This window comes from Bacillus proteolyticus (assembly GCF_001884065.1).
Classification (GTDB): Bacteria; Bacillota; Bacilli; order Bacillales; family Bacillaceae_G; genus Bacillus_A; species Bacillus_A proteolyticus.
Genome location: NZ_MACH01000131.1, coordinates 50,091 through 68,405 on the forward strand (window position 1 = coordinate 50,091; position 18,315 = coordinate 68,405).

Annotated in this window: 20 protein-coding genes, 2 riboswitches and 1 other annotated feature; of the genes, 16 read left to right on the plus strand and 4 right to left on the minus strand. The window is 35.2% G+C overall.

What is annotated here, in order from left to right; all coding sequences use genetic code 11:
* Window positions 1-38: 38 nt before the first annotated feature.
* The gene (locus BAQ49_RS23480) at window positions 39-1,352 is read right to left on the minus strand and encodes an anaerobic C4-dicarboxylate transporter family protein (RefSeq protein WP_071747272.1); all 1,314 of its coding nucleotides are present in this window, start codon (window positions 1,350-1,352) and stop codon (window positions 39-41) included.
* A 273-nt stretch (window positions 1,353-1,625) separates the two neighbouring features.
* Window positions 1,626-1,710, plus strand: a riboswitch (cyclic di-GMP riboswitch).
* A 141-nt stretch (window positions 1,711-1,851) separates the two neighbouring features.
* Between BAQ49_RS23480 and BAQ49_RS23485 the strand changes: the two genes are divergently transcribed.
* The 14 genes from BAQ49_RS23485 (at window position 1,852) to BAQ49_RS23550 (ending at window position 12,729) form a co-directional block, all read left to right on the plus strand.
* On the plus strand, window positions 1,852-3,588 hold the full coding sequence (locus BAQ49_RS23485) for a methyl-accepting chemotaxis protein (RefSeq protein ID WP_071747273.1): 1,737 nt from the start codon (window positions 1,852-1,854) through the stop codon (window positions 3,586-3,588).
* Between the two features lie 61 nt (window positions 3,589-3,649).
* Window positions 3,650-3,751: riboswitch (TPP riboswitch) on the plus strand.
* A 100-nt stretch (window positions 3,752-3,851) separates the two neighbouring features.
* Complete coding sequence (locus tag BAQ49_RS23490) at window positions 3,852-4,172, plus strand: MTH1187 family thiamine-binding protein (protein WP_000082898.1); 321 nt, start codon at window positions 3,852-3,854, stop codon at window positions 4,170-4,172.
* Window positions 4,144-4,917, plus strand: coding sequence for an ABC transporter permease (locus BAQ49_RS23495; protein WP_071747274.1), 774 nt, complete (start codon window positions 4,144-4,146; stop codon window positions 4,915-4,917). The genes BAQ49_RS23490 and BAQ49_RS23495 overlap by 29 nt, the downstream gene beginning before the upstream one ends.
* Window positions 4,914-5,912: an ABC transporter substrate-binding protein gene (locus BAQ49_RS23500; RefSeq protein ID WP_071747275.1), complete on the plus strand. Its 999-nt coding sequence runs from the start codon at window positions 4,914-4,916 to the stop codon at window positions 5,910-5,912. Before BAQ49_RS23495 ends, BAQ49_RS23500 begins: the two co-directional genes overlap by 4 nt.
* Window positions 5,909-6,658 (plus strand): ABC transporter ATP-binding protein, encoded by a 750-nt coding sequence (locus tag BAQ49_RS23505; RefSeq protein WP_071747276.1) that lies wholly within the window; start codon window positions 5,909-5,911, stop codon window positions 6,656-6,658. The genes BAQ49_RS23500 and BAQ49_RS23505 overlap by 4 nt, the downstream gene beginning before the upstream one ends.
* A 66-nt stretch (window positions 6,659-6,724) precedes the next feature.
* Window positions 6,725-6,871, plus strand: a complete 147-nt coding sequence (locus BAQ49_RS33125) for a hypothetical protein (protein WP_165616078.1) — start codon at window positions 6,725-6,727, stop codon at window positions 6,869-6,871.
* Window positions 6,872-7,272: 401 nt separating this feature from the next.
* Window positions 7,273-8,805, plus strand: coding sequence for an ABC-F family ATP-binding cassette domain-containing protein (locus BAQ49_RS23510; protein WP_071747277.1), 1,533 nt, complete (start codon window positions 7,273-7,275; stop codon window positions 8,803-8,805).
* 268 nt (window positions 8,806-9,073) lie between these two features.
* Window positions 9,074-9,436, plus strand: a complete 363-nt coding sequence (locus BAQ49_RS23520) for a DnaJ family domain-containing protein (RefSeq protein ID WP_071747278.1) — start codon at window positions 9,074-9,076, stop codon at window positions 9,434-9,436.
* 169 nt (window positions 9,437-9,605) lie between these two features.
* Window positions 9,606-9,920, plus strand: a complete 315-nt coding sequence (locus BAQ49_RS23525) for a thioredoxin family protein (protein ID WP_071747279.1) — start codon at window positions 9,606-9,608, stop codon at window positions 9,918-9,920.
* Window positions 9,921-9,933: 13 nt separating this feature from the next.
* The gene (locus tag BAQ49_RS23530) at window positions 9,934-10,188 is read left to right on the plus strand and encodes a hypothetical protein (RefSeq protein ID WP_016089474.1); all 255 of its coding nucleotides are present in this window, start codon (window positions 9,934-9,936) and stop codon (window positions 10,186-10,188) included.
* Between the two features lie 127 nt (window positions 10,189-10,315).
* On the plus strand, window positions 10,316-10,459 hold the full coding sequence (locus tag BAQ49_RS23535; protein WP_016089473.1) for a hypothetical protein: 144 nt from the start codon (window positions 10,316-10,318) through the stop codon (window positions 10,457-10,459).
* Window positions 10,460-10,539: 80 nt separating this feature from the next.
* On the plus strand, window positions 10,540-11,121 hold the full coding sequence (locus BAQ49_RS23540) for a TetR/AcrR family transcriptional regulator (protein ID WP_071747280.1): 582 nt from the start codon (window positions 10,540-10,542) through the stop codon (window positions 11,119-11,121).
* Window positions 11,122-11,188: 67 nt separating this feature from the next.
* Window positions 11,189-12,421 carry an MFS transporter gene (locus BAQ49_RS23545; protein ID WP_071747281.1) on the plus strand — a complete coding sequence of 411 codons (1,233 nt, stop codon included), beginning with the start codon at window positions 11,189-11,191 and terminating at the stop codon, window positions 12,419-12,421.
* A 56-nt stretch (window positions 12,422-12,477) separates the two neighbouring features.
* The gene (locus BAQ49_RS23550) at window positions 12,478-12,729 is read left to right on the plus strand and encodes a helix-turn-helix transcriptional regulator (protein WP_084667549.1); all 252 of its coding nucleotides are present in this window, start codon (window positions 12,478-12,480) and stop codon (window positions 12,727-12,729) included.
* A gap of 69 nt (window positions 12,730-12,798) precedes the next feature.
* Here BAQ49_RS23550 and BAQ49_RS23555 read toward each other — a convergent pair whose 3' ends face one another.
* Together BAQ49_RS23555 and BAQ49_RS23560 are read right to left on the minus strand one after the other, a co-directional pair.
* Complete coding sequence (locus BAQ49_RS23555; RefSeq protein WP_071747282.1) at window positions 12,799-14,082, minus strand: MFS transporter; 1,284 nt, start codon at window positions 14,080-14,082, stop codon at window positions 12,799-12,801.
* Between the two features lie 108 nt (window positions 14,083-14,190).
* Window positions 14,191-15,504: an alkaline phosphatase family protein gene (locus tag BAQ49_RS23560; RefSeq protein WP_071747283.1), complete on the minus strand. Its 1,314-nt coding sequence runs from the start codon at window positions 15,502-15,504 to the stop codon at window positions 14,191-14,193.
* A 153-nt stretch (window positions 15,505-15,657) separates the two neighbouring features.
* On the opposite strand from BAQ49_RS23560, the gene BAQ49_RS23565 reads away from it, so the two are divergent.
* Together BAQ49_RS23565 and proS are read left to right on the plus strand one after the other, a co-directional pair.
* Window positions 15,658-15,951, plus strand: a complete 294-nt coding sequence (locus tag BAQ49_RS23565) for a YesK-like family protein (protein WP_071747284.1) — start codon at window positions 15,658-15,660, stop codon at window positions 15,949-15,951.
* Window positions 15,952-16,044: 93 nt separating this feature from the next.
* Window positions 16,045-16,251: a binding site (T-box leader), on the plus strand.
* A gap of 45 nt (window positions 16,252-16,296) precedes the next feature.
* Complete coding sequence (gene proS / locus BAQ49_RS23570; RefSeq protein ID WP_071747285.1) at window positions 16,297-17,727, plus strand: proline--tRNA ligase; 1,431 nt, start codon at window positions 16,297-16,299, stop codon at window positions 17,725-17,727.
* A gap of 115 nt (window positions 17,728-17,842) precedes the next feature.
* On the opposite strand, the gene BAQ49_RS23575 is transcribed toward proS, so the two are convergent.
* On the minus strand, window positions 17,843-18,315 hold a 473-nt coding region (locus tag BAQ49_RS23575; RefSeq protein ID WP_116733495.1), incomplete at its 5' end, for an LPXTG cell wall anchor domain-containing protein.

Sequence of the window (18,315 nt, forward strand, 5' to 3'; positions counted from 1 at the left end):
AGCACAAACCCTTTAAAATTGTAGGTTTGTGCTTTTATTTAAAACATAATTGAAATTAAGAGCATTCCAATTCCAATAGAAGTGAATGTTGCAATTAGGCCCGGAATCATAAAGCTATGATTTAATACATATTTACCGATGCCTGTTGTACCAGTGCGGTCAAAGTTAATTGCAGCAACGATTGTCCCGTAGTTTGGAATGAAGAAGTATCCATTTACTGCAGGGAACATTGCAATTAGTAAAGCTGGTGGAATACCAAGTGATAGTCCAAGTGGCATTAAAGCACGAACTGTTGCTGCTTGGCTATACAGTAAAATAGATAGAATGAATAATGCGATAGCAAATAGCCATGGTGCACTAGTCACTAAGTGCTGAATTGATCCTTGAATCATATTTAAGTTTCCGTTAAAGAAAGTATCTCCCATCCAAGCGATACCGAAAATAGCAACAACTGCTGTTGCCCCCGCTTTAAAGACGTTACCAGACACAATGCTTTCTACATTTGGTTTACAGAAAATAATAATAAGAGCTGCAATAGTTAACATAACCATTTCAATTGTGTTTGGCATGGAAAGACGAGCTAACTTCCCGTCAACCATCCATCCCGGACGAAGTGCTTCAAATGAACCAAGAAGTACGACAAGGAAAGTTCCTACTAGGAAAAGGATAACTGATAATTTAGCACCTTTTACACCCACAAATTCTTTTTTCTCTTCAAGTTTAGGGATCATTCCCTCTTTTAATCGCTTCAAGTATTCAGGATCTTCATTTAATTCTTTTCCCATTTTACTAGCAACGAATGCAGCTACCATACAAGCGATGAAAGTAGAAGGGATGCTGACTTTTAAAATATCTAACAAGGTGATTTTATAGTCGGCTAACATTGCTAAAAGTGCAACTGTTGCAGCCGATATTGGACTAGCTGTAATTGCCTGTTGGGAAGCGATAACGGCAATTGACATTGGTCGTTCAGGTCTAATTCCTGATTCGCGAGATACTTCGGCGATAACGGGAAGTACAGAATAAGCGACATGACCAGTTCCCGCGCATAGCGTGAATAAATAAGTAACAATAGGAGCAAAAAATGTAATGCGCTTTGGATTTTTTCGTAATGCTTTCTCAGCGAGATGGACAAGGTAATCCATTCCTCCAGCAGCTTGCAAAGCACCGGCAGCTGTAATTACTGCTAAAATCATAAGCATTACATCAATAGGAGGAGCTGTAGGTTGTAAGTGGAAGACGAAAACAAGTATTGCCATACCAACGCCACCCATTACTCCTAGACCAACTCCGCCTAAGCGTGCGCCAATAAAAATGCAGAGTAGTAACGTAAGAAATTGTAGCCAAAACATGATAAACTACCTCCGAAATTAGTAAGTTAAGATATATTCGAATAGTTTAATTTGAATGAAAATTAAATGAATATCCAGAATAATCCTTGTGTTGTATACGTTTTTTATTATATAACACAAGAAATGTAACATTCACGAACTTTGTTAAATTATTTCGAAAAAATAATACATTAAAACTTTATATTTACATCTTTAAATGGGTGGACATTTTAATTTTTATGTTGTAATATTTGGAAGAGAATATTTTAATTCTCATAGAACTCCCATATCGTTCAGCGAGAAAGGCAAACTTATGGAAACATGAGGACGCAAAACTACAGGGGCTAAGGTCAAACGACTATGCTAGCCAGTTACCGGACGGATAGGGTTGGTCTTGACCAATGCTTTTTCATTGGTCTTTTTTTATTTATAAACAAATGAGAACTGTTATCATTTATTAATAAGGTTTATATTTTAATAGTTTTACTTTATATTAAGTTAATTAAGAAAGGTGATGTTAATGAAAAAATATTGGCACAAGCTATCATTTCTTCAAAAAAATGTATTGTTAACTGTGTCAGTTATTTTGACGCTTGTTGGTACTATGGGAGCGTTAAGTTTTAACATGTTTCAAAATAGTGTGATGTCTATATTTGAAAGGCATTCTTTTGAAACAGGAGATACGGTGTTACATAAATTAGACGCAGAAATATTGAGAGATGTTGCAAAAGACCCAACGGCAGAAAGAGAAAAAAGAGAGAAATTAACAGAGAAATTAGATGAATCAACGAAAGAATTGAACAGTGTTGGACAAACGTATGTTGTTGGAGCGAAAAAAAATAAAAAAGGTGAGTTACAAATCGTCGGTTTGTCTACAGGTTTAGCAAATGTTGTTGAAGTAAAGCCGGGAGACTATTATAAACAACCAGATCGTTGGATGAAAGCATATGATAAAGTAATGAGCACGAAAAAAGCAAATATGACAGAAGTATATGAAGACGAATTAGGATCATGGGTAACGATATTAGAGCCAATTAAAGATGGAGAAGATAATATTGTGGCAATTGTTGCAGCCGATGTAGATGCCTCTATTGTTCCTATTACAAAGGAAAAATTCATTGTACAAGGTTTAATGTTTATTTGTATTTCTGTTTTAATTGCAACTGTTATTCAATTCTTAATTGTACGTAACGCACTTGCTCCATTGCGAGATTTACGTGAAGGATTACGCAAAGTCGGTGAAGGTGATTTAAGTATTAAATTAGAGGAAAGACCAGATGATATTGGTATTATTAATGCGTATTTTAATAATACCATCGAGAAGTTTAAAGGAATTATAGATAAAGTGAAGCAGACAGCAGAACAGGTTTCTTCATCTTCACAAGAATTGTCAGTGAGTACGAAAGAGAATAGCATGGCAGTCCAAGGAATCGTAAGTTCTATGGTTGAGTTAAGAGCTGGCGCTCAGTCACAAGAAACTTCAGTACCACAGTATTTAGGTATTGTATGTGAAATGGAAGATAAGATGGAAGAGATAACGAATGCTGCAAAACAAATGGCGAAAGAGTCTGAAGGTATGGAGCATCATTCAGTAAAAGGAAATGGTGTTATTGAACAGACGATTAATCAAATGAACATAATACAAAATACAGTACAAGATTTATCTTCTATCATTTATTCTTTGGAAACAAGATCAAAAGAAATTAGTGATATTGTAACAGTAATTACAGGTATTTCAAATCAAACTAATTCGCTAGCTTTAAATGCTTCTATTAAAGCTTCGCGTGCTGAGGAAACCGGAAGGGGATTTGCGGTTGTTGCTGATGAAGTGCGTAAATTAGCAGAGCAGACGGAAGCATCAGCAAAAGATATAGCAAAATTAATAGGGGAAACACAAGCTGAAACGGAAGAAGCTGTTGTTTCAATGCAGAAAGCTTCAAAAGAAGTAGAATCTGGAATTAAACTTGTTCAAAGTAGTGGTGCTTTCTTTGAAAAAATTTCAAAGTCAGCACAATCTGTTACAAATCAAGTTAGAGTTGTTTCTAGCAATTCAAGTGATATATTGCATAATAGCCAAAATATTGTTCGTGTTGTAAATGAACTATCACTTATCGCAAATACGTATGCGAATAGTAGTAATATTGAAGAAAGCATGAAAGAACAGGAAATGTCTGTACAAGATATTGCTGAATTAGCTAGTTCTTTAAGCTGGCTTTCACAGGAGTTACAAGAGTTAATTGGGGAATTCAAAAGTTAAATGAAATGATTATACATGCTTTTGTTTGTTCAATAAAATAAATCATGCTACAATGAAAACGAATTAAGAACCGGGGAGCCAATTGGCTGAGAGGATGTAAGTATACATCGACCCTCAACCTGATCTGGATAATGCCAGCGTAGGGAGTTACTTTAAAGTGATGTAGCATAAGTTATTATAGAATAACTTGTATACAAGGCTTTCCTACATGGTAGGAAAGCCTTTTCTTTTTTTGAAACATATTTTGTAAGGGGGATTTTATTATGTCACAACAAGTTACAATTTCATTTTCAGTAGTACCACAAGCGAAGAACAAAGATGTGTATTCCGTTGTTGATAAAGCAATTGAAGTTGTACAACAATCGGGAGTTCGTTATGAAGTAGGAGCAATGGAAACAACGTTGGAAGGAGAATTAGATGTACTTCTTGACGTCATTAAACGCGCGCAACAAGCTTGCGTCGATGCTGGAGCAGAAGAAGTAATCACTTCTATTAAAATTCACTATCGTCCAAGTACGGGCGTAACGATTGACGAAAAAGTTTGGAAGTACCGTGATGAATATGCAAAACCAGAAGCGATCTAAAATAATTACAACAATTTGGCTGATCCTTCTCATTGCTATATGGGAAGGATCTGTTTCATTATTTAAAATTGAGCCGTGGATTTTACCAAAGCCGTCAGCAATTGTGCAAGAGTTAATTGGAATGAAAGATTTACTATTACCGAATACGGTGCAAACGTTACAGGAAGTAATAATTGGGTTGCTTTTTGCAATTATACTTGGGACGAGTATTGCTATCATTATGGATGTTATCCCTTTATTTCGGATTTTAATGAATCCGTTGCTCGTTATTTCGCAAACAATTCCAATCGTTGTGCTCGCACCATTATTTATTATTTGGTTTGGGTACGGAATGTTGCCAAAAGTAATGGTTGTTATTCTTGTTTGTTTCTTCCCAATTGCGCTTAGCATTTTAGAAGGTTTCCAAACGGTAGATAAAAATATGCTGAAGTTGCTACAAACGATGAAGGCGACAAAGTGGCAAATTTATCAGAAAGTAAAATTTCCAGCGGTGCTCCCGTACTTTTTCTCAGGTTTAAAAATAGCTGTTACATATAGTGTGATGGGAGCGATTATTGGAGAATGGCTTGGAGCGAGTGAAGGATTAGGGGTTATGCTCACGAGAGCGACAAAATCCTTTTTAACAGCTCGTGTATTTGGTGTTGCAGCGATTATCGTTATGGTGACATTATGCCTGTACTTTATTGTTGAATTTATGGCAAGAATAACAGCACCATGGATATACAGAAAGGGTGGCAGAAAATGAAAAAAGGTTTAAAAATTATGTTAGCTGCATTATTAGCAGTTGGTGTTGCCGGGTGTAATCCGGCGAAGAAAGAAGAAAGTTCAAGTAAAGATAAAAAAGTAAAAGTCGTTTTAGATTGGTTTCCAAATACGAATCATACTGGCTTATATGTAGCGCAAACGAAAGATTATTACAAAAAGCAAGGGCTTGATGTAGAAATTATCCAGCCTGGTGATAATGTAACGGCAGAGCAGATGATTGCTTCTGGGAAAGCGGACTTTGCGATAAGCGCACAAGAAAATGTAACGTTAGCTCGTGTTGAAGGAATCCCAGTTGTTTCTGTTGGTGCAATTATTCAGCATAATACCTCTGCTTTTGCATCGCTAAAAAAAGATAATATGACGTCACCGAAAGATTTTGAAGGTAAACGTTATGGAGGCTGGGGAGGACCAGCAGAAGAAGCGACGTTAAAAACGATTATGGAGAAACATCAAGCTGATTTTAATAAAGTCGAAAAAATTATTCTTGGACAAACAGACTTCTTCAAATCAATCGGTCGTGATGCAGATTTCGAATGGATTTATTACGGATGGGATGGAATTGAAGCGAAGCGTCAAGGAAAAGAGTTAAATACGATTATGGTGAAAGACTTAGATCCAGCGCTTGATTTCTATAGTCCTGTTATTATTACAAGTGAAAAACATACGAAGCAAGATAAAGATTTTGTGAAAAAGTTTATGACTGCAACGACAGAAGGTTATGATTTTGCAATTAAAGAACCGAAAGAAGCTGCGGATATTTTAATTAAAGCTGTTCCAGATGTGAATAAAGAATTAGTGAAAGAAAGTCAAAAGTGGTTAAGTACAAAGTATCAAGATGATGCAAAAGCGTGGGGAGTACAGAAGGAAGAAGTTTGGACGAATTACATGAATTTCTTATATGACAACAAAGTTATTAAGAAGAAAATTGATGTGAAAGATGCCTTTACAAATGAATTCCTTCCAAGTGAAAAATGAGTGGATTACTAATAAAAGAGGTTGTAAAAGCTTTCGATGGAAAGAATGTATTAAAAAATATTAGTGCTTCTATACAAGAGGGGGAATTCGTCTCTTTTGTAGGTCCAAGTGGTTGTGGAAAAAGCACTTTGTTAAATATGATCGCGAGTGTTGAAGAGCCAACGAGTGGAGAGGTATTTTATAACGAGGAACATGTGAAAAAACAAGATGTTGTAAGTTATATGCCGCAACAAGATTTATTACTACCGTGGCGATCAGCTTTGCAAAATATAGTACTTCCATTGGAAATCGAAGGGAAGTCTAAAAAGAAAAGGCTAGCAGAAGGAATGGAAGCATTAAAGCAGTTTGAGCTAGATGAATATGCGAATCATTATCCAGATGAGTTATCAGGTGGCATGCGTCAAAGAATTAGTTTCCTTCGCACATATTTATGTGAAAAGCCAATTATGCTGCTGGATGAGCCTTTTGGAAAATTAGATGCATTTACAAAAATGGAAGTACATAGTTGGCTTTTAAATTCTTGGCATCAAGAAAAGCAGACAATTGTTATGGTTACACATGACTTAGATGAGGCAATTTTACTTTCTGATCGCATATTTATTTTATCTCAAAGACCAGCATCAATTGTTGGAGAGGTACAAGTGAAGTTACTTAGGCCACGAATGATGGATATGTTAACATCACTTGAGTTAAAGAAGGATAAGGAAGAAATTTTAAGAGTATTAGCTCCTTACATGAAAAAATAGAAAAAAGTCTTTTAACAGCTTTTGGTATGATGACTGTTAAGAGGCTTTTTTTTTAGGAGGAGGAAAATGAAATCTATAGAAAAAATGGTCGATTCATTAACAGCTGATAATCTTGAAGAAGGAAAGGTTGTATTAAAAAATCATATTTTATTAATGAAGTATGGTATGGAGCATTACGAATTAAAAGAAGAATTTATATTTGGAAATCATTAACGCTAACCTTTACAAGGCCATACGCATTAGAAAAGATGTATAAATAAATTTACGCAGAATATGAAAAAACTGAGAAGGAACAAAAGAAAAAATAGAGAATAGAATATAAGAGAGTAGTTTATACTCTTAATATAACAAATTTTAAAGGAGTGAAAGGATAAAATGACTTTATCAACTGTTCTTCAAATGGTTTTAGCTTGATATGGGAGAAGTCTGCCCATTTTTAACAAATAAGCTAAATTGAAGACAGCAGGTAAAGAACCTTAATCCTTTCTTACGATAATATGTAATGGGTAAGGTGTATTCACCTTACCCATTTTTTATATGTATAACTAAATAAGGCTTTATACTGTTGTTCTCTCTATTTAGCTTATGGATCATAAGAAAAGGAGAGAGAAAAAATGAGTATATTAACAGTAGAAAATGTAAGTCATTCATATGGTGAGAAAACCATTTTATATAATACATGCTTTCGATTATTAAAGGGTGAACATGTTGGGCTAGTAGGGAAAAATGGAATTGGAAAATCAACATTATTACGCTTGTTAACAGGAGAACTTATACATGATGATGGGAAAATTGAATGGTTTCCACATGTGAAGATTGGCTTTTTACAACAACATATCGATTTGCAAGAAGGTATAACAATTGAAGAATACTTGCAGAGTGCGTTTTCTAATCTGTATGAGTTTGAACGTGAAATGTTAAAACTTACAGAAGAGATGGCTGGAGCAGGAGAAGTAGGGAAATTGTTAGTAAGGTACGGAGAGTTACAAACTATATTGGAGAATTCTAATTTTTATCAAATTCATACAGAAATTGAAGAAGTAGCAACTGGCTTAGGGTTGTTTGAAGTAGGAATGGAAAAGGATGTTTCAAAGTTAAGCGGTGGTCAACGGACAAAGTTATTACTTGGTAAACTCCTTTTAGAAAAAGCGGATGTTTTATTATTAGATGAGCCAACTAACTATTTAGATACAGCTCATATAGAATGGTTGCAATCATATTTACAAATGTATGAAAAAGCTTATATTATCATTTCGCACGATGAAGTATTTTTGAACAATATTACGAAAGTTATTTACCATCTAGATGAGCGCACAATTAAGCGCTATGTAGGTGATTATAATAGTTTTGTGCGTAATTATGAACTGCAAAAGAAACAATTACAAGCAGCATATACGAAACAGCAAAAGGAAATTGCACATTTAGAGAGCTTTATTCAAAAAAATAAAATTCGTAAAGCGAAACAAGCAAAAAGTCGTGAAAAAGTATTAGAGAAAATGCAAAAGGTTGAAAAGGTTAACGATGTACCTCGCGCTCGTTTTGATTTTAATGTTTATACTGAGCCAGTGAGTCGTATATTACAGGTAGAGAAACTGAAAATTGGTTATGGTGAACCGTTATTTTCGGAATTGGATTTTCAAGTGAAAAAAGGGGAAAAGATTGCGATTATTGGTCATAATGGGATTGGAAAAACAACAATGTTAAAAACATTACTAGGACAAATAAAACCGTTAGGCGGTGCAGTTTCTATTGGGGAACGAGTAAAACCCGCTTATTTTGCACAAGAGGAATTTTCCTCAGAAATAACTGCACTAGAGAGAGTATGGGCAGGAAGGCCAGACATGACAAGAAAAGAAATCCGACAAGCATTAGCAAAGTGCGGATTGAAAGAAGAACATGTATTAAAACCTATTCAATTATTAAGTGGAGGAGAACAAACAAAAGTACGGTTATGCGAACTTATCGTAACTAAAAGCAATGTTTTAATTTTAGATGAACCAACTAACCATTTGGATACAGAGACTAAGAGGGCTTTACAGGAAGCGTTAAAACAATATAAAGGTACGGTTTTAATTGTTTCACATGAGCCATCTTTCTATGAAGCGTGGATAACGAAAATATGGAATATCGAAGAATGGAACGTTTAACAATAATCACAAAGAAAAGGCATTAGCTTTTATGAGCTAATGCCTTTTCTTTGTGATTAACATGATTTTCGAGAACTCTTACATGAGAATTGTATGAAGAAGCACTCTTATGGTGCGCAGGAATATTACCGTCTTTTTATACATTATTAATTTTATATATCGTTTAAAAGAATTTTCGGTGAATTTGTGGAGTCAATTTGGAATGACGTAGCAGGATGATGAAATTTCATGTAAAATAATAGTAAAAATATGTAAAGGAGGGGATGGTGTGGATGTGTTTTTGAACATTGCTGAGGAAAAAATTCGTCAAGCGATACGGAATGGTGATCTTGATAATATTCCGGGACAAGGAAAACCACTACAATTAGAAGATCTTTCAATGGTACCTCCAGAATTAAGAATGAGTTATAAAATCTTGAAAAATGCAGGCATGATTCCACCAGAAATGGAATTGCAAAAAGATATATTGAAAATAGAGGATTTAATCGCTTGTTGTTATGATGAAGCAGAGAGAAAAAAATTACAAGAAGAGTTAACAGCAAAAACACTACGCTTTCAGCAAGTAATGGAAAAGAGAAAGATTAAAGATAGTTCAGCATTTCGTATGTATCAAGATAAAGTGAAACTATAATCAGTGGAGGGGTTCATCCTCCACTGATTATTAGCCTTTACCAATCGGGCATTTACGGGCAGTTGACCTCTCACCTAACTTCTTCGCTCCAGCTGAATTTTGAGGTGAGAGTCTTACTGCCAGTTAATGCGGGGTAAAGTATTTCGTAAATTGCGTTAAGAGGGATAAGATGAAAAAATTTGAAACGATAGAAGAATTAGCGATATATATTGAAAAACAACAATTGGTACTTCTATTTATTAAAACGGAAAATTGTGGCGTTTGTGATGTTATGCTACGGAAAGTAAACTATGTATTAGAGAATTATGATTACGTAGAGAAAGTAGAAATATTACTACAAGACATGCAAGAGATTGCAGGGCGATATGCGGTATTTACAGGACCGACGATTTTATTATTTCATAATGGAAAAGAGATTCTTCGTGAATCGCGCTTCATTTCACTTGAAAATCTAGAGAGAACGATTCAATTATTCGAAGATTAAGGGAGGCTTTTATATGGAATTTATTATTGTCATACTATTATTTGTTGTAGTTGGAACGATCGTAACAGCAGTTCGATCAAACAAAAAGAAGGTAAATCTTACGAAACAAAATAACATTCATAATTCATCTAACAGTTCATCACCATTATTTTTCTTTGCTGGATCTGATAATGATAGCTCGCACGATGGAGGTTCACATGATTGTGGAGGATCTTTCGGTGGAGATAGCGGAGGCAGCTGCGATGGTGGTGGAGGTGGCGGTGATTGATGAGAATGCGTCCTATAGGGGTCGTATTTCTTTTTAAACAAACGTTTGATTAGTTGGCTTGCCTATGCATAAAAACAATTAAACAAACGTTTGATTCAATATTTTTAACATACTAAGGGGAATGGAAATGAAAAGGGAGCCGAAAGTGAAAAATAAGGGGAAAGTAGTGTTATTTTTATTAGCTGCGGGAGGCGTATTTCTTGTCAAATTAGGATTTAAAATTGGAATAATACATACGATTCGAACGTGGTTTGAAAGTACGTTTTCTTAAATAAGGAATATGGCCTCTTGCGATAGAGGTTTTTCATTTGTTATTATTAGACTGAGCGGTCGGTTTAGTGAGGTGTGAATATGAGAAGAAATGCAGAAGAGATAAAGAAAGAAATTGCATATAAAGCAGAAAGTCTGTTTTCACAAAAAGGTTATGCAGCTACATCGATGGAAGATATTTGTGAAATTACAGGGCGAAGTAAAGGAAGTATTTATTATCACTTTAAAAGTAAAGAAGAATTATTTTTATTTGTAGTGAAACAGCATACGTATGATTGGCTAGAGAAATGGAATGAAAAAGAGAAGTTGTATAGTACTAGTACTGAAAAACTATACGGTCTCGCCGAATATTATGTAGAGGATATACAACAACCTATTTCGAATGCAATAGAGGAATTCTCTATGAGTCAAGTTGTAAGTAAAGAGATTCTGGATGAACTGTTAGCTTTAACTAGAGAATCATATGTTATGTTTGAGAAATTAATTGAAACAGGCATACAGTCTGGAGAGTTTCGTGAAGATAATACGCGCGATCTTATGTATATTGTGAATGGATTATTATCGGGGCTTGGAGTACTTTACTACGAGTTAGATCATAAAGAGCTAAAACGTATTTATAAAAAGGCAATAGATGTATTGTTAAAAGGAATGGCAGCTAAATAATAAGTCAGCTGCTTTTCTTACAAAACAAATTAGACTGAACGGTCGGTTTATAAAAGGAGGAATGAAAATGAACGCCTTATTTAAAAACCGAGCATTTATGCTCGTTATGGCATCTGATATTTTACAACAATTTGCAATTTGGATCAGAAATATGGCTCTTTTATATTTCATAATGGAGCGAACGAATAATGATCCGGTTTCTGTTTCTTTATTATCAGTTATGGAATATGCACCTATCTTTATTTTCTCGTTTATCGGTGGTGCGCTAGCTGATCGCTGGAATCCGAAAAGAACAATGGTTGCTGGGGATGTGCTAAGTGTACTGTCTATTATAGGAATTGTCTTGTTGTTAAAGCTGGATTATTGGCAGGCTATATTTTTTGCAACACTCATTTCCGCGATTGTAGGTCAGTTTTCTCAGCCATCATCTTCGCGTATATTTAAGCGCTATGTAAAGGAAGAACAGGTAGCAAATGCGATTGCATTTAACCAAACATTACAGTCAGTATTTATGATTTTTGGACCAGTGGTAGGATCGCTTGTGTATACACAACTTGGTTTATTTACGTCACTATATAGCTTAATCATTTTATTTTTGTTATCTGCTATCGCTCTTTCATTTTTACCAAAATGGGTTGAACAAGAGCAGGTGGCGAGAGATTCATTAAAAAATGATATAAAAGAGGGTTGGAAATACGTTCTTCATACGAAAAATTTACGTATGATTACGATCACTTTCACCATTATGGGCTTGGCTGTTGGACTAACGAATCCATTAGAGGTGTTTCTTGTAATAGAACGCCTTGGAATGGAAAAGGAAGCAGTTCAATATTTAGCCGCAGCTGATGGAATAGGTATGTTAATCGGTGGTATTGTTGCTGCAGTTTTCACATCAAAAGTAAATCCGAAAAAGATGTTTGTATTTGGTATGAGTGTGCTAGCTATATCATTTTTGGTAGAAGGCCTATCTACATCGTTTTGGATTACTAGTTTCATGAGGTTTGGTACAGGAATTTGTTTAGCTTGTGTTAATATCGTTGTCGGTACGCTTATGATTCAACTTGTACCAGAAAATATGATTGGAAGAGTAAATGGAATGATTTTACCACTGTTTATGGGCGCCATGCTAATTGGAACATCACTAGCTGGAGGATTAAAGGAACTAACTTCACTAGTTACTGTGTTTTGTATAGCAATGGCACTTATTTTATTAGCGATAGGGCCAGTTCTACGTATGCAAATAAAGAAAGAAGATGTCGCTAATAAAGAGGAACTAACAAATTCGTTAGCTTCGAAATAAATATTTTAGGGGAGCAAAATTGCTCCCTTTTTCTTTGAGAAATTTTTGACAACTATATGAGCCAATTATATACTGATGTTGTAAAAACAATTTTACAGGTTAGGAGAAATGGTGTGAAAAATCAAATCTATGAATTACGCACTGAAAATAATATTTCACAAGGTGCATTAGCGGATAAATGCAAGGTTTCTAGACAAACGATAAATGCAATTGAGAATAATAAATATGATCCAAGCTTAGCATTAGCATTCCGTTTAGCTGAAGTATTAGGAACAACTGTTGATAAATTATTTTTGTACAAGCAGTAGAGTCGTTCATTATAAGGCGCACCGTTAAAAATAAAAAAGATCCTCTTCTTATGAGAAGAGGATCTTTTCTTATAGCGTTTTAGTCTTTGGACTAGGTGGTGTAACGGATGTATTATTTTCTGGAACCCTAGTGAGTAAGAATCCACCGATAATAAATAATACAATAATACTAAGAACACCAGCGTTTGTTTTTCCTGTTAATTGTGTTGTGACACCTACTAATACTGGACCCATAATTGCCGCGAATTTACCAAAGATATTATAAAATCCGAAGAATTCATTTGCAGATTCTTTCGGTACTAGTTTTGCGAAATATGAACGGCTAAGTGCTTGAATCCCGCCCTGAGAAGTAGCAACTAACATTGCTAAAATCCAGAAATCAAGTGTCGTTTTTAAGAAATAAGCATATGTGCAGATAATGATATAAATAATAATACCGACATATAGCATTTTTTTACCGGTAAATGTTTCTGATAGTTTTCCGTATAATAAAGCGAATGGACAAGCGACAATTTGTGTTACAAATAAGATGATTAATAGATTAGTTGCACTAATACCGAGATCTGTTCCGTAAGCGGTAGACATAGTAATAATTGTATCGACCCCGTCAATATAGAAAAAGTAAGCTATTAGGAACATAAATACAGTTTTATATTCTTTAATATTTTTAAAAGTATCAGCAAGGCGCTTGAAGCTCATTGCAATTGGTCTTGGGTGACGTTCAATATAGTGTGTTTGCTCTACATTTTTTAGCATTGGAATTGTAAATAACCCCCACCAAAGAGCTGTTATTGCGAAAGAAATTTGACTAGCAATTCCGACTGATAAGGGGATAGTTCCTTTTTGAGAAAGAATAATAAGAGCGATACAACCGATAAAAGGAATTGTGCTTCCAATATAACCTAATGCAAAGCCTCTTGTAGAAATTCGATCCATTCTATCTTTAGAGGTAACATCTACTAAAAATGCATCATAAAAAATATTTGCTCCAGCAAAGCCGACTAATGCGAGCATATAGCATCCTAGTAATAAGTACCACTGAGATGTTGGAACAACTGCTAGCATACTTGTAAATATAATACCAAGTCCAAAGAAGAATGTGAAAAATCGTTTTTTAAATCCTTTATAATCAGCAACTGTGCCGAGAATAGGAGCAAGTATAGAAATTAAAAGTGTAGCGAACGAGTTTGCATATCCCCAATAGGCTGTTGAAGTTGCACCAGATAGCCCAGCTTCTTTTGCAGCTGCTTTAAAGTAAATTGGAAATAATGCAGTTGTAATGACGAGCGAATATACCGAGTTCGCCCAATCGTATAATATCCAGCTTTTTTCTTGTCTGGACATTTTTTTCATATAATGTTCCCCCTTAAATTTGTTCTACTAACAGTGTACAAAAATAAAAATTATAAAAAGAGAAACAGTGATGATTTTTACATAACTTTTACATATATACACAGTTCTTTACAATTGAAGTAAATCCTCCACAATTGCGCCGTCTGTTTCACCTAAGTGCAAACCGAGTAACCTAGCAATAGTGGGACCTTCATCAATCAGTCTCATATACGGAATTGTAACGCCACTTTGAATGCCTTTCCCAGCAGCCATAAAAATTGTTTCATAGTTAGGTTTTGTCGGGGAATATCCATGTGTTCCAAATGTATATTTCTTGCTAGAAGTAACATCTTCTTTATTAATTTCTTTTATGAAATCACCTGTATAATTTTCAATGAAATAATAACCTTCCATGGCCTCTAGCATAAATAAGCAATTACCATCAGCACCACGTTCTTTTGCATCTTCATCGTGCAAAATAAATTCAATTCCGTTTTGTTTATTCTGAAGAAGCTCTTCAAGAAGAAGTTGAATCTCTTTAATCGTTTCAGTATCATTTTTATCTTTTACATGTACGTAGGCAGATCCATCACAGCTTTGACAATAAGCTTTCCAATCTAGTAACTTTCCACTTTTATTTACGGATATAAGTCCTTTTTGACGAAACAGGACATTTAATTGAATTGCTTTGTTTTCACTTAAAGCGCTATGATCGCCAAGTGCAATAATTGTACTGTCTTCGTATATCCCGCTTTCTTTTAATGCTTGAATAATTTTTCCAAGGCGTTCGTCGTGCCTGTGGATTGCAGCTATTGTTTCTTTAGACTCAAAGCCATGATAGTGTCTTTGAGTATCTAAATCAGTAAAATGTACGAACATAACATTAGGCTGTTTCGTATGGATTGTATGTACAGTAGAAGCGAGGACGAAATCATCAAGTTCAGGCTGTGACAGTCCATTTCGTATATGGCCGAAACGACGATTTAAATCTAATTGATATAGCGGACTACCGCTAAATAATGAAACTAAAATTTGATTTTGCCACGGTCTATTTGGAAAAATTTCTGGTAAATTGTAATCGATATTTGCTCTTCCAGTAACAGGCCATAAAAGGGAAGCTGTCGTTAAATTTGCTTTGCGTGCTTCATCGTATAAAGTTGTTCCTTTAATGGACTTTCGATACCAATGCCAATCTGGTGACTCACGTCCTGGTTGAAGTAATGTATTGCTGACAACGCCATGCTTATTAGGATAATTACCAGTTACGATTGTTGAGTGGCTTGGATATGTTACAGAAGGATAAATAGGTTCCACTTTTTTTGCAATCGCACCCTTGTTTATTAATGTTTGGAAATTAGGGAGTTTTTGTAATATAGGAAAATCTAAAGCTGATAAACAGTCGAAAGATAATATGATGACATGATTTGTTAATGCTTTACTCATAAAATAGACCTCCTGATTATATAAAACCTATTCTTATACATTACTATTAATACCTAGTAATAAAAATATGTTTCTGAATAAAATTTATTATTTATTTTCAGAAAAATTAAACATATAATAATTATAAGAGAATGAATGTAAGGAGGGAATACTATGGATTGGCTAGATGGCTTTGGTATCTTTTACATCATTGGTGGAATCACTATTTTTCTTGTATTTGCTATTTCGTATTTACTAAAGAAACGGTTTCCAGACAAACAGTTTGATATTATATTTGCACTTAGTTTAATACTTCTTTGCTTAGCATCCTTTCCCGTTACAATGATGGTTATTGGTGGATGGGAAGGAATGGGATATGGATTTATTGGTTTCTTCGTTCTACTAGGTACACTTATCGGTATGATTGCACATCAACTTGTAAAAATTTCGCGAAAAAGCTACGTATAAAACTGCAAAAAATGAAAAGAATATATAATAATAAGAAAATTAGCTATTGTTTTAAAAAAGAATTTGTATTATGATAATCAACAAATTTATTTCGTTATAACGATGAAAAAGGATTAGTACATGTTCAACCTTTTTAGCAGAGAGAGAATCCGCCAGGCTGAAAGATTCTTAAAAAGGCAATATGGAACCTGCCTTTGAGTTCTGCATATGCAGCGGGAATTTCCCGTTATCAAGAAGAGAGCATATACAATTTTTGTGTATGAATCAGGGTGGTAACGCCGGCAAAGCTCGGTCCCTATTTGGGGACGCGGGCTTTTTTTATTGTCTAAAGGAGGAAGAAAGGCTATGGCAAAAGAACAAGTACAAGCCATTACAAAGATGGAAGAGGACTTTGCTCAGTGGTATACCGATATTGTAAAAAAAGCAGAACTTGTTGATTATTCAAGTGTAAAAGGGTGTATGATTTTACGTCCATATGGTTATGCATTGTGGGAAAATATGCAGAAAGTAATGGATGAAAAACTAAAAGAATCTGGTCATGAAAATGTGTATATGCCAATGTTTATTCCAGAGAGTTTATTACAAAAAGAGAAAGATCATGTTGAAGGATTTGCTCCTGAAGTAGCATGGGTGACACATGGTGGGGATGAAAAGTTAGCGGAGAGACTTTGTGTACGCCCTACATCTGAAACTTTATTCTGTGAGCATTTTTCAAAGATTGTGCAATCATATAATGATTTGCCAAAGCTATATAATCAGTGGTGTTCAGTAGTTCGTTGGGAAAAGACAACGAGACCGTTCCTCCGTACAACTGAATTTTTATGGCAAGAAGGTCATACAATTCATGAAACAGCAGAAGAATCTCAAGCTGAAACGTTAAATATTTTAAATCTATATGCTTCTTTCTGTGAAGACTACTTAGCGATACCAGTAATTAAAGGACAAAAAACGGACAAAGAAAAGTTTGCGGGAGCAAAGGCAACTTATACGATTGAAAGTTTAATGCATGATGGAAAAGCGCTTCAAACAGGAACCTCTCATAACTTTGGGACGAATTTCTCTGAAGCATTTGATATTAAGTTTTTAGATCGTAATGGTAAATGGCAATATGTACACCAAACATCTTGGGGTGTATCAACAAGAATGATAGGTGGACTTATTATGGTTCATAGCGATAATAATGGACTTGTAATGCCGCCGAAAGTTGCACCAGTGCAAGTTGTTATTGTCCCTATTGCTCAGCATAAAGAAGGTGTTTTAGAAAAAGCAACAGAGTTACAAGGACGTATTCAGAAGGTTGCACGTGTAAAAATAGATGCTAGCAATAAAACACCAGGATGGAAATTTAATGAGTATGAAATGAAGGGCATTCCAATTCGAGTAGAAGTTGGTCCAAAAGATATTGAAAAGAATCAAGTTGTACTTGTAAGAAGAGATACGAAAGAAAAAGAGTTTATATCAATGGATCGATTAGAAGAGCGCATCCCATCATTACTTGAGGAGATTCATCATTCTTTATTTAATAAAGCAAAAGTATATAGAGATGAGAGTACTTATAGTGTGACGAATTTCGAAGAGATGAAAAAAATAGCCGATGAAAAACAAGGCTTTATTAAAGCAATGTGGTGCGGAGAACTAGCTTGTGAAGAAAAGCTAAAAGACGAAGTTGGAGTATCTTCACGTTGTATTCCGTTCGAACAAGAAGGTTTAGCTGACGAATGTATTTGCTGTGGTAAAGAAGCTAAGAAAATGGTGTATTGGGGAAAAGCGTATTAATGCTCTTTTTGATAGATGATGAAAAGGACTTTGGGGTGCATAATAAAATGCAATCCAAAGTCCTTTTTAGTTTTACAATTTGTTTCATGTATTTTTTAGATGGAAGGATGTGTTTTTATTTTGCATTTTTACGGCGAATAAATAGTAACATACCGATTAGGAATGTTGAAAGTCCCATTAAAACAGATGTAGGATAATGTGTTGCCGTATTAGGTAACTTATCGCCTTGTTTTTTCGCGTTATCTTTTACATTGCCACCTTGAGAACCGTTGCCACCCTGAGAACTGCTATCGCCTTTAATACGGTTGCCGCCTTGAGAGCCGTTGCCACCCTGAGAACTGCTATCGCCTTTAACACGGTTACCGCCCTGAGAACCACTGCCACCAGAACCGTTGCCACTAGAACCGTTGCCACCAGAACCGTTGCCACCAGAACCGTTGCCACCAGAACCGTTGCCACCAAAGCCGTTACCACCAGAACCGTTACCACCAGAACCACTGCCACCGGAATCACTGCCACCAGAACCACTGCCACCAGAGCCACTGCCACCAGAACCACTGCTACCAGAACCGTTGCTACCAGAACCGT

Coding starts and splice junctions, on each gene's coding strand:
- BAQ49_RS23510 (WP_071747277.1), top strand. CDS start 7,273: ATGAGTATATTAACAGTAGAAAATGTAAGTCATTCATATGGTGAGAAA.
- BAQ49_RS23555 (WP_071747282.1), bottom strand. CDS start 14,082: ATGAAAAAAATGTCCAGACAAGAAAAAAGCTGGATATTATACGATTGG.
- BAQ49_RS23545 (WP_071747281.1), top strand. CDS start 11,189: ATGAACGCCTTATTTAAAAACCGAGCATTTATGCTCGTTATGGCATCT.
- BAQ49_RS23500 (WP_071747275.1), top strand. CDS start 4,914: ATGAAAAAAGGTTTAAAAATTATGTTAGCTGCATTATTAGCAGTTGGT.
- proS (WP_071747285.1), top strand. CDS start 16,297: ATGGCAAAAGAACAAGTACAAGCCATTACAAAGATGGAAGAGGACTTT.
- BAQ49_RS23485 (WP_071747273.1), top strand. CDS start 1,852: ATGAAAAAATATTGGCACAAGCTATCATTTCTTCAAAAAAATGTATTG.
- BAQ49_RS23540 (WP_071747280.1), top strand. CDS start 10,540: ATGAGAAGAAATGCAGAAGAGATAAAGAAAGAAATTGCATATAAAGCA.
- BAQ49_RS23495 (WP_071747274.1), top strand. CDS start 4,144: ATGAATATGCAAAACCAGAAGCGATCTAAAATAATTACAACAATTTGG.
- BAQ49_RS23565 (WP_071747284.1), top strand. CDS start 15,658: ATGGATTGGCTAGATGGCTTTGGTATCTTTTACATCATTGGTGGAATC.
- BAQ49_RS23480 (WP_071747272.1), bottom strand. CDS start 1,352: ATGTTTTGGCTACAATTTCTTACGTTACTACTCTGCATTTTTATTGGC.
- BAQ49_RS23525 (WP_071747279.1), top strand. CDS start 9,606: ATGAAAAAATTTGAAACGATAGAAGAATTAGCGATATATATTGAAAAA.
- BAQ49_RS23560 (WP_071747283.1), bottom strand. CDS start 15,504: ATGAGTAAAGCATTAACAAATCATGTCATCATATTATCTTTCGACTGT.
- BAQ49_RS23505 (WP_071747276.1), top strand. CDS start 5,909: ATGAGTGGATTACTAATAAAAGAGGTTGTAAAAGCTTTCGATGGAAAG.
- BAQ49_RS23490 (WP_000082898.1), top strand. CDS start 3,852: ATGTCACAACAAGTTACAATTTCATTTTCAGTAGTACCACAAGCGAAG.
- BAQ49_RS33125 (WP_165616078.1), top strand. CDS start 6,725: ATGAAATCTATAGAAAAAATGGTCGATTCATTAACAGCTGATAATCTT.
- BAQ49_RS23535 (WP_016089473.1), top strand. CDS start 10,316: ATGAAAAGGGAGCCGAAAGTGAAAAATAAGGGGAAAGTAGTGTTATTT.
- BAQ49_RS23550 (WP_084667549.1), top strand. CDS start 12,478: ATGAGCCAATTATATACTGATGTTGTAAAAACAATTTTACAGGTTAGG.
- BAQ49_RS23530 (WP_016089474.1), top strand. CDS start 9,934: ATGGAATTTATTATTGTCATACTATTATTTGTTGTAGTTGGAACGATC.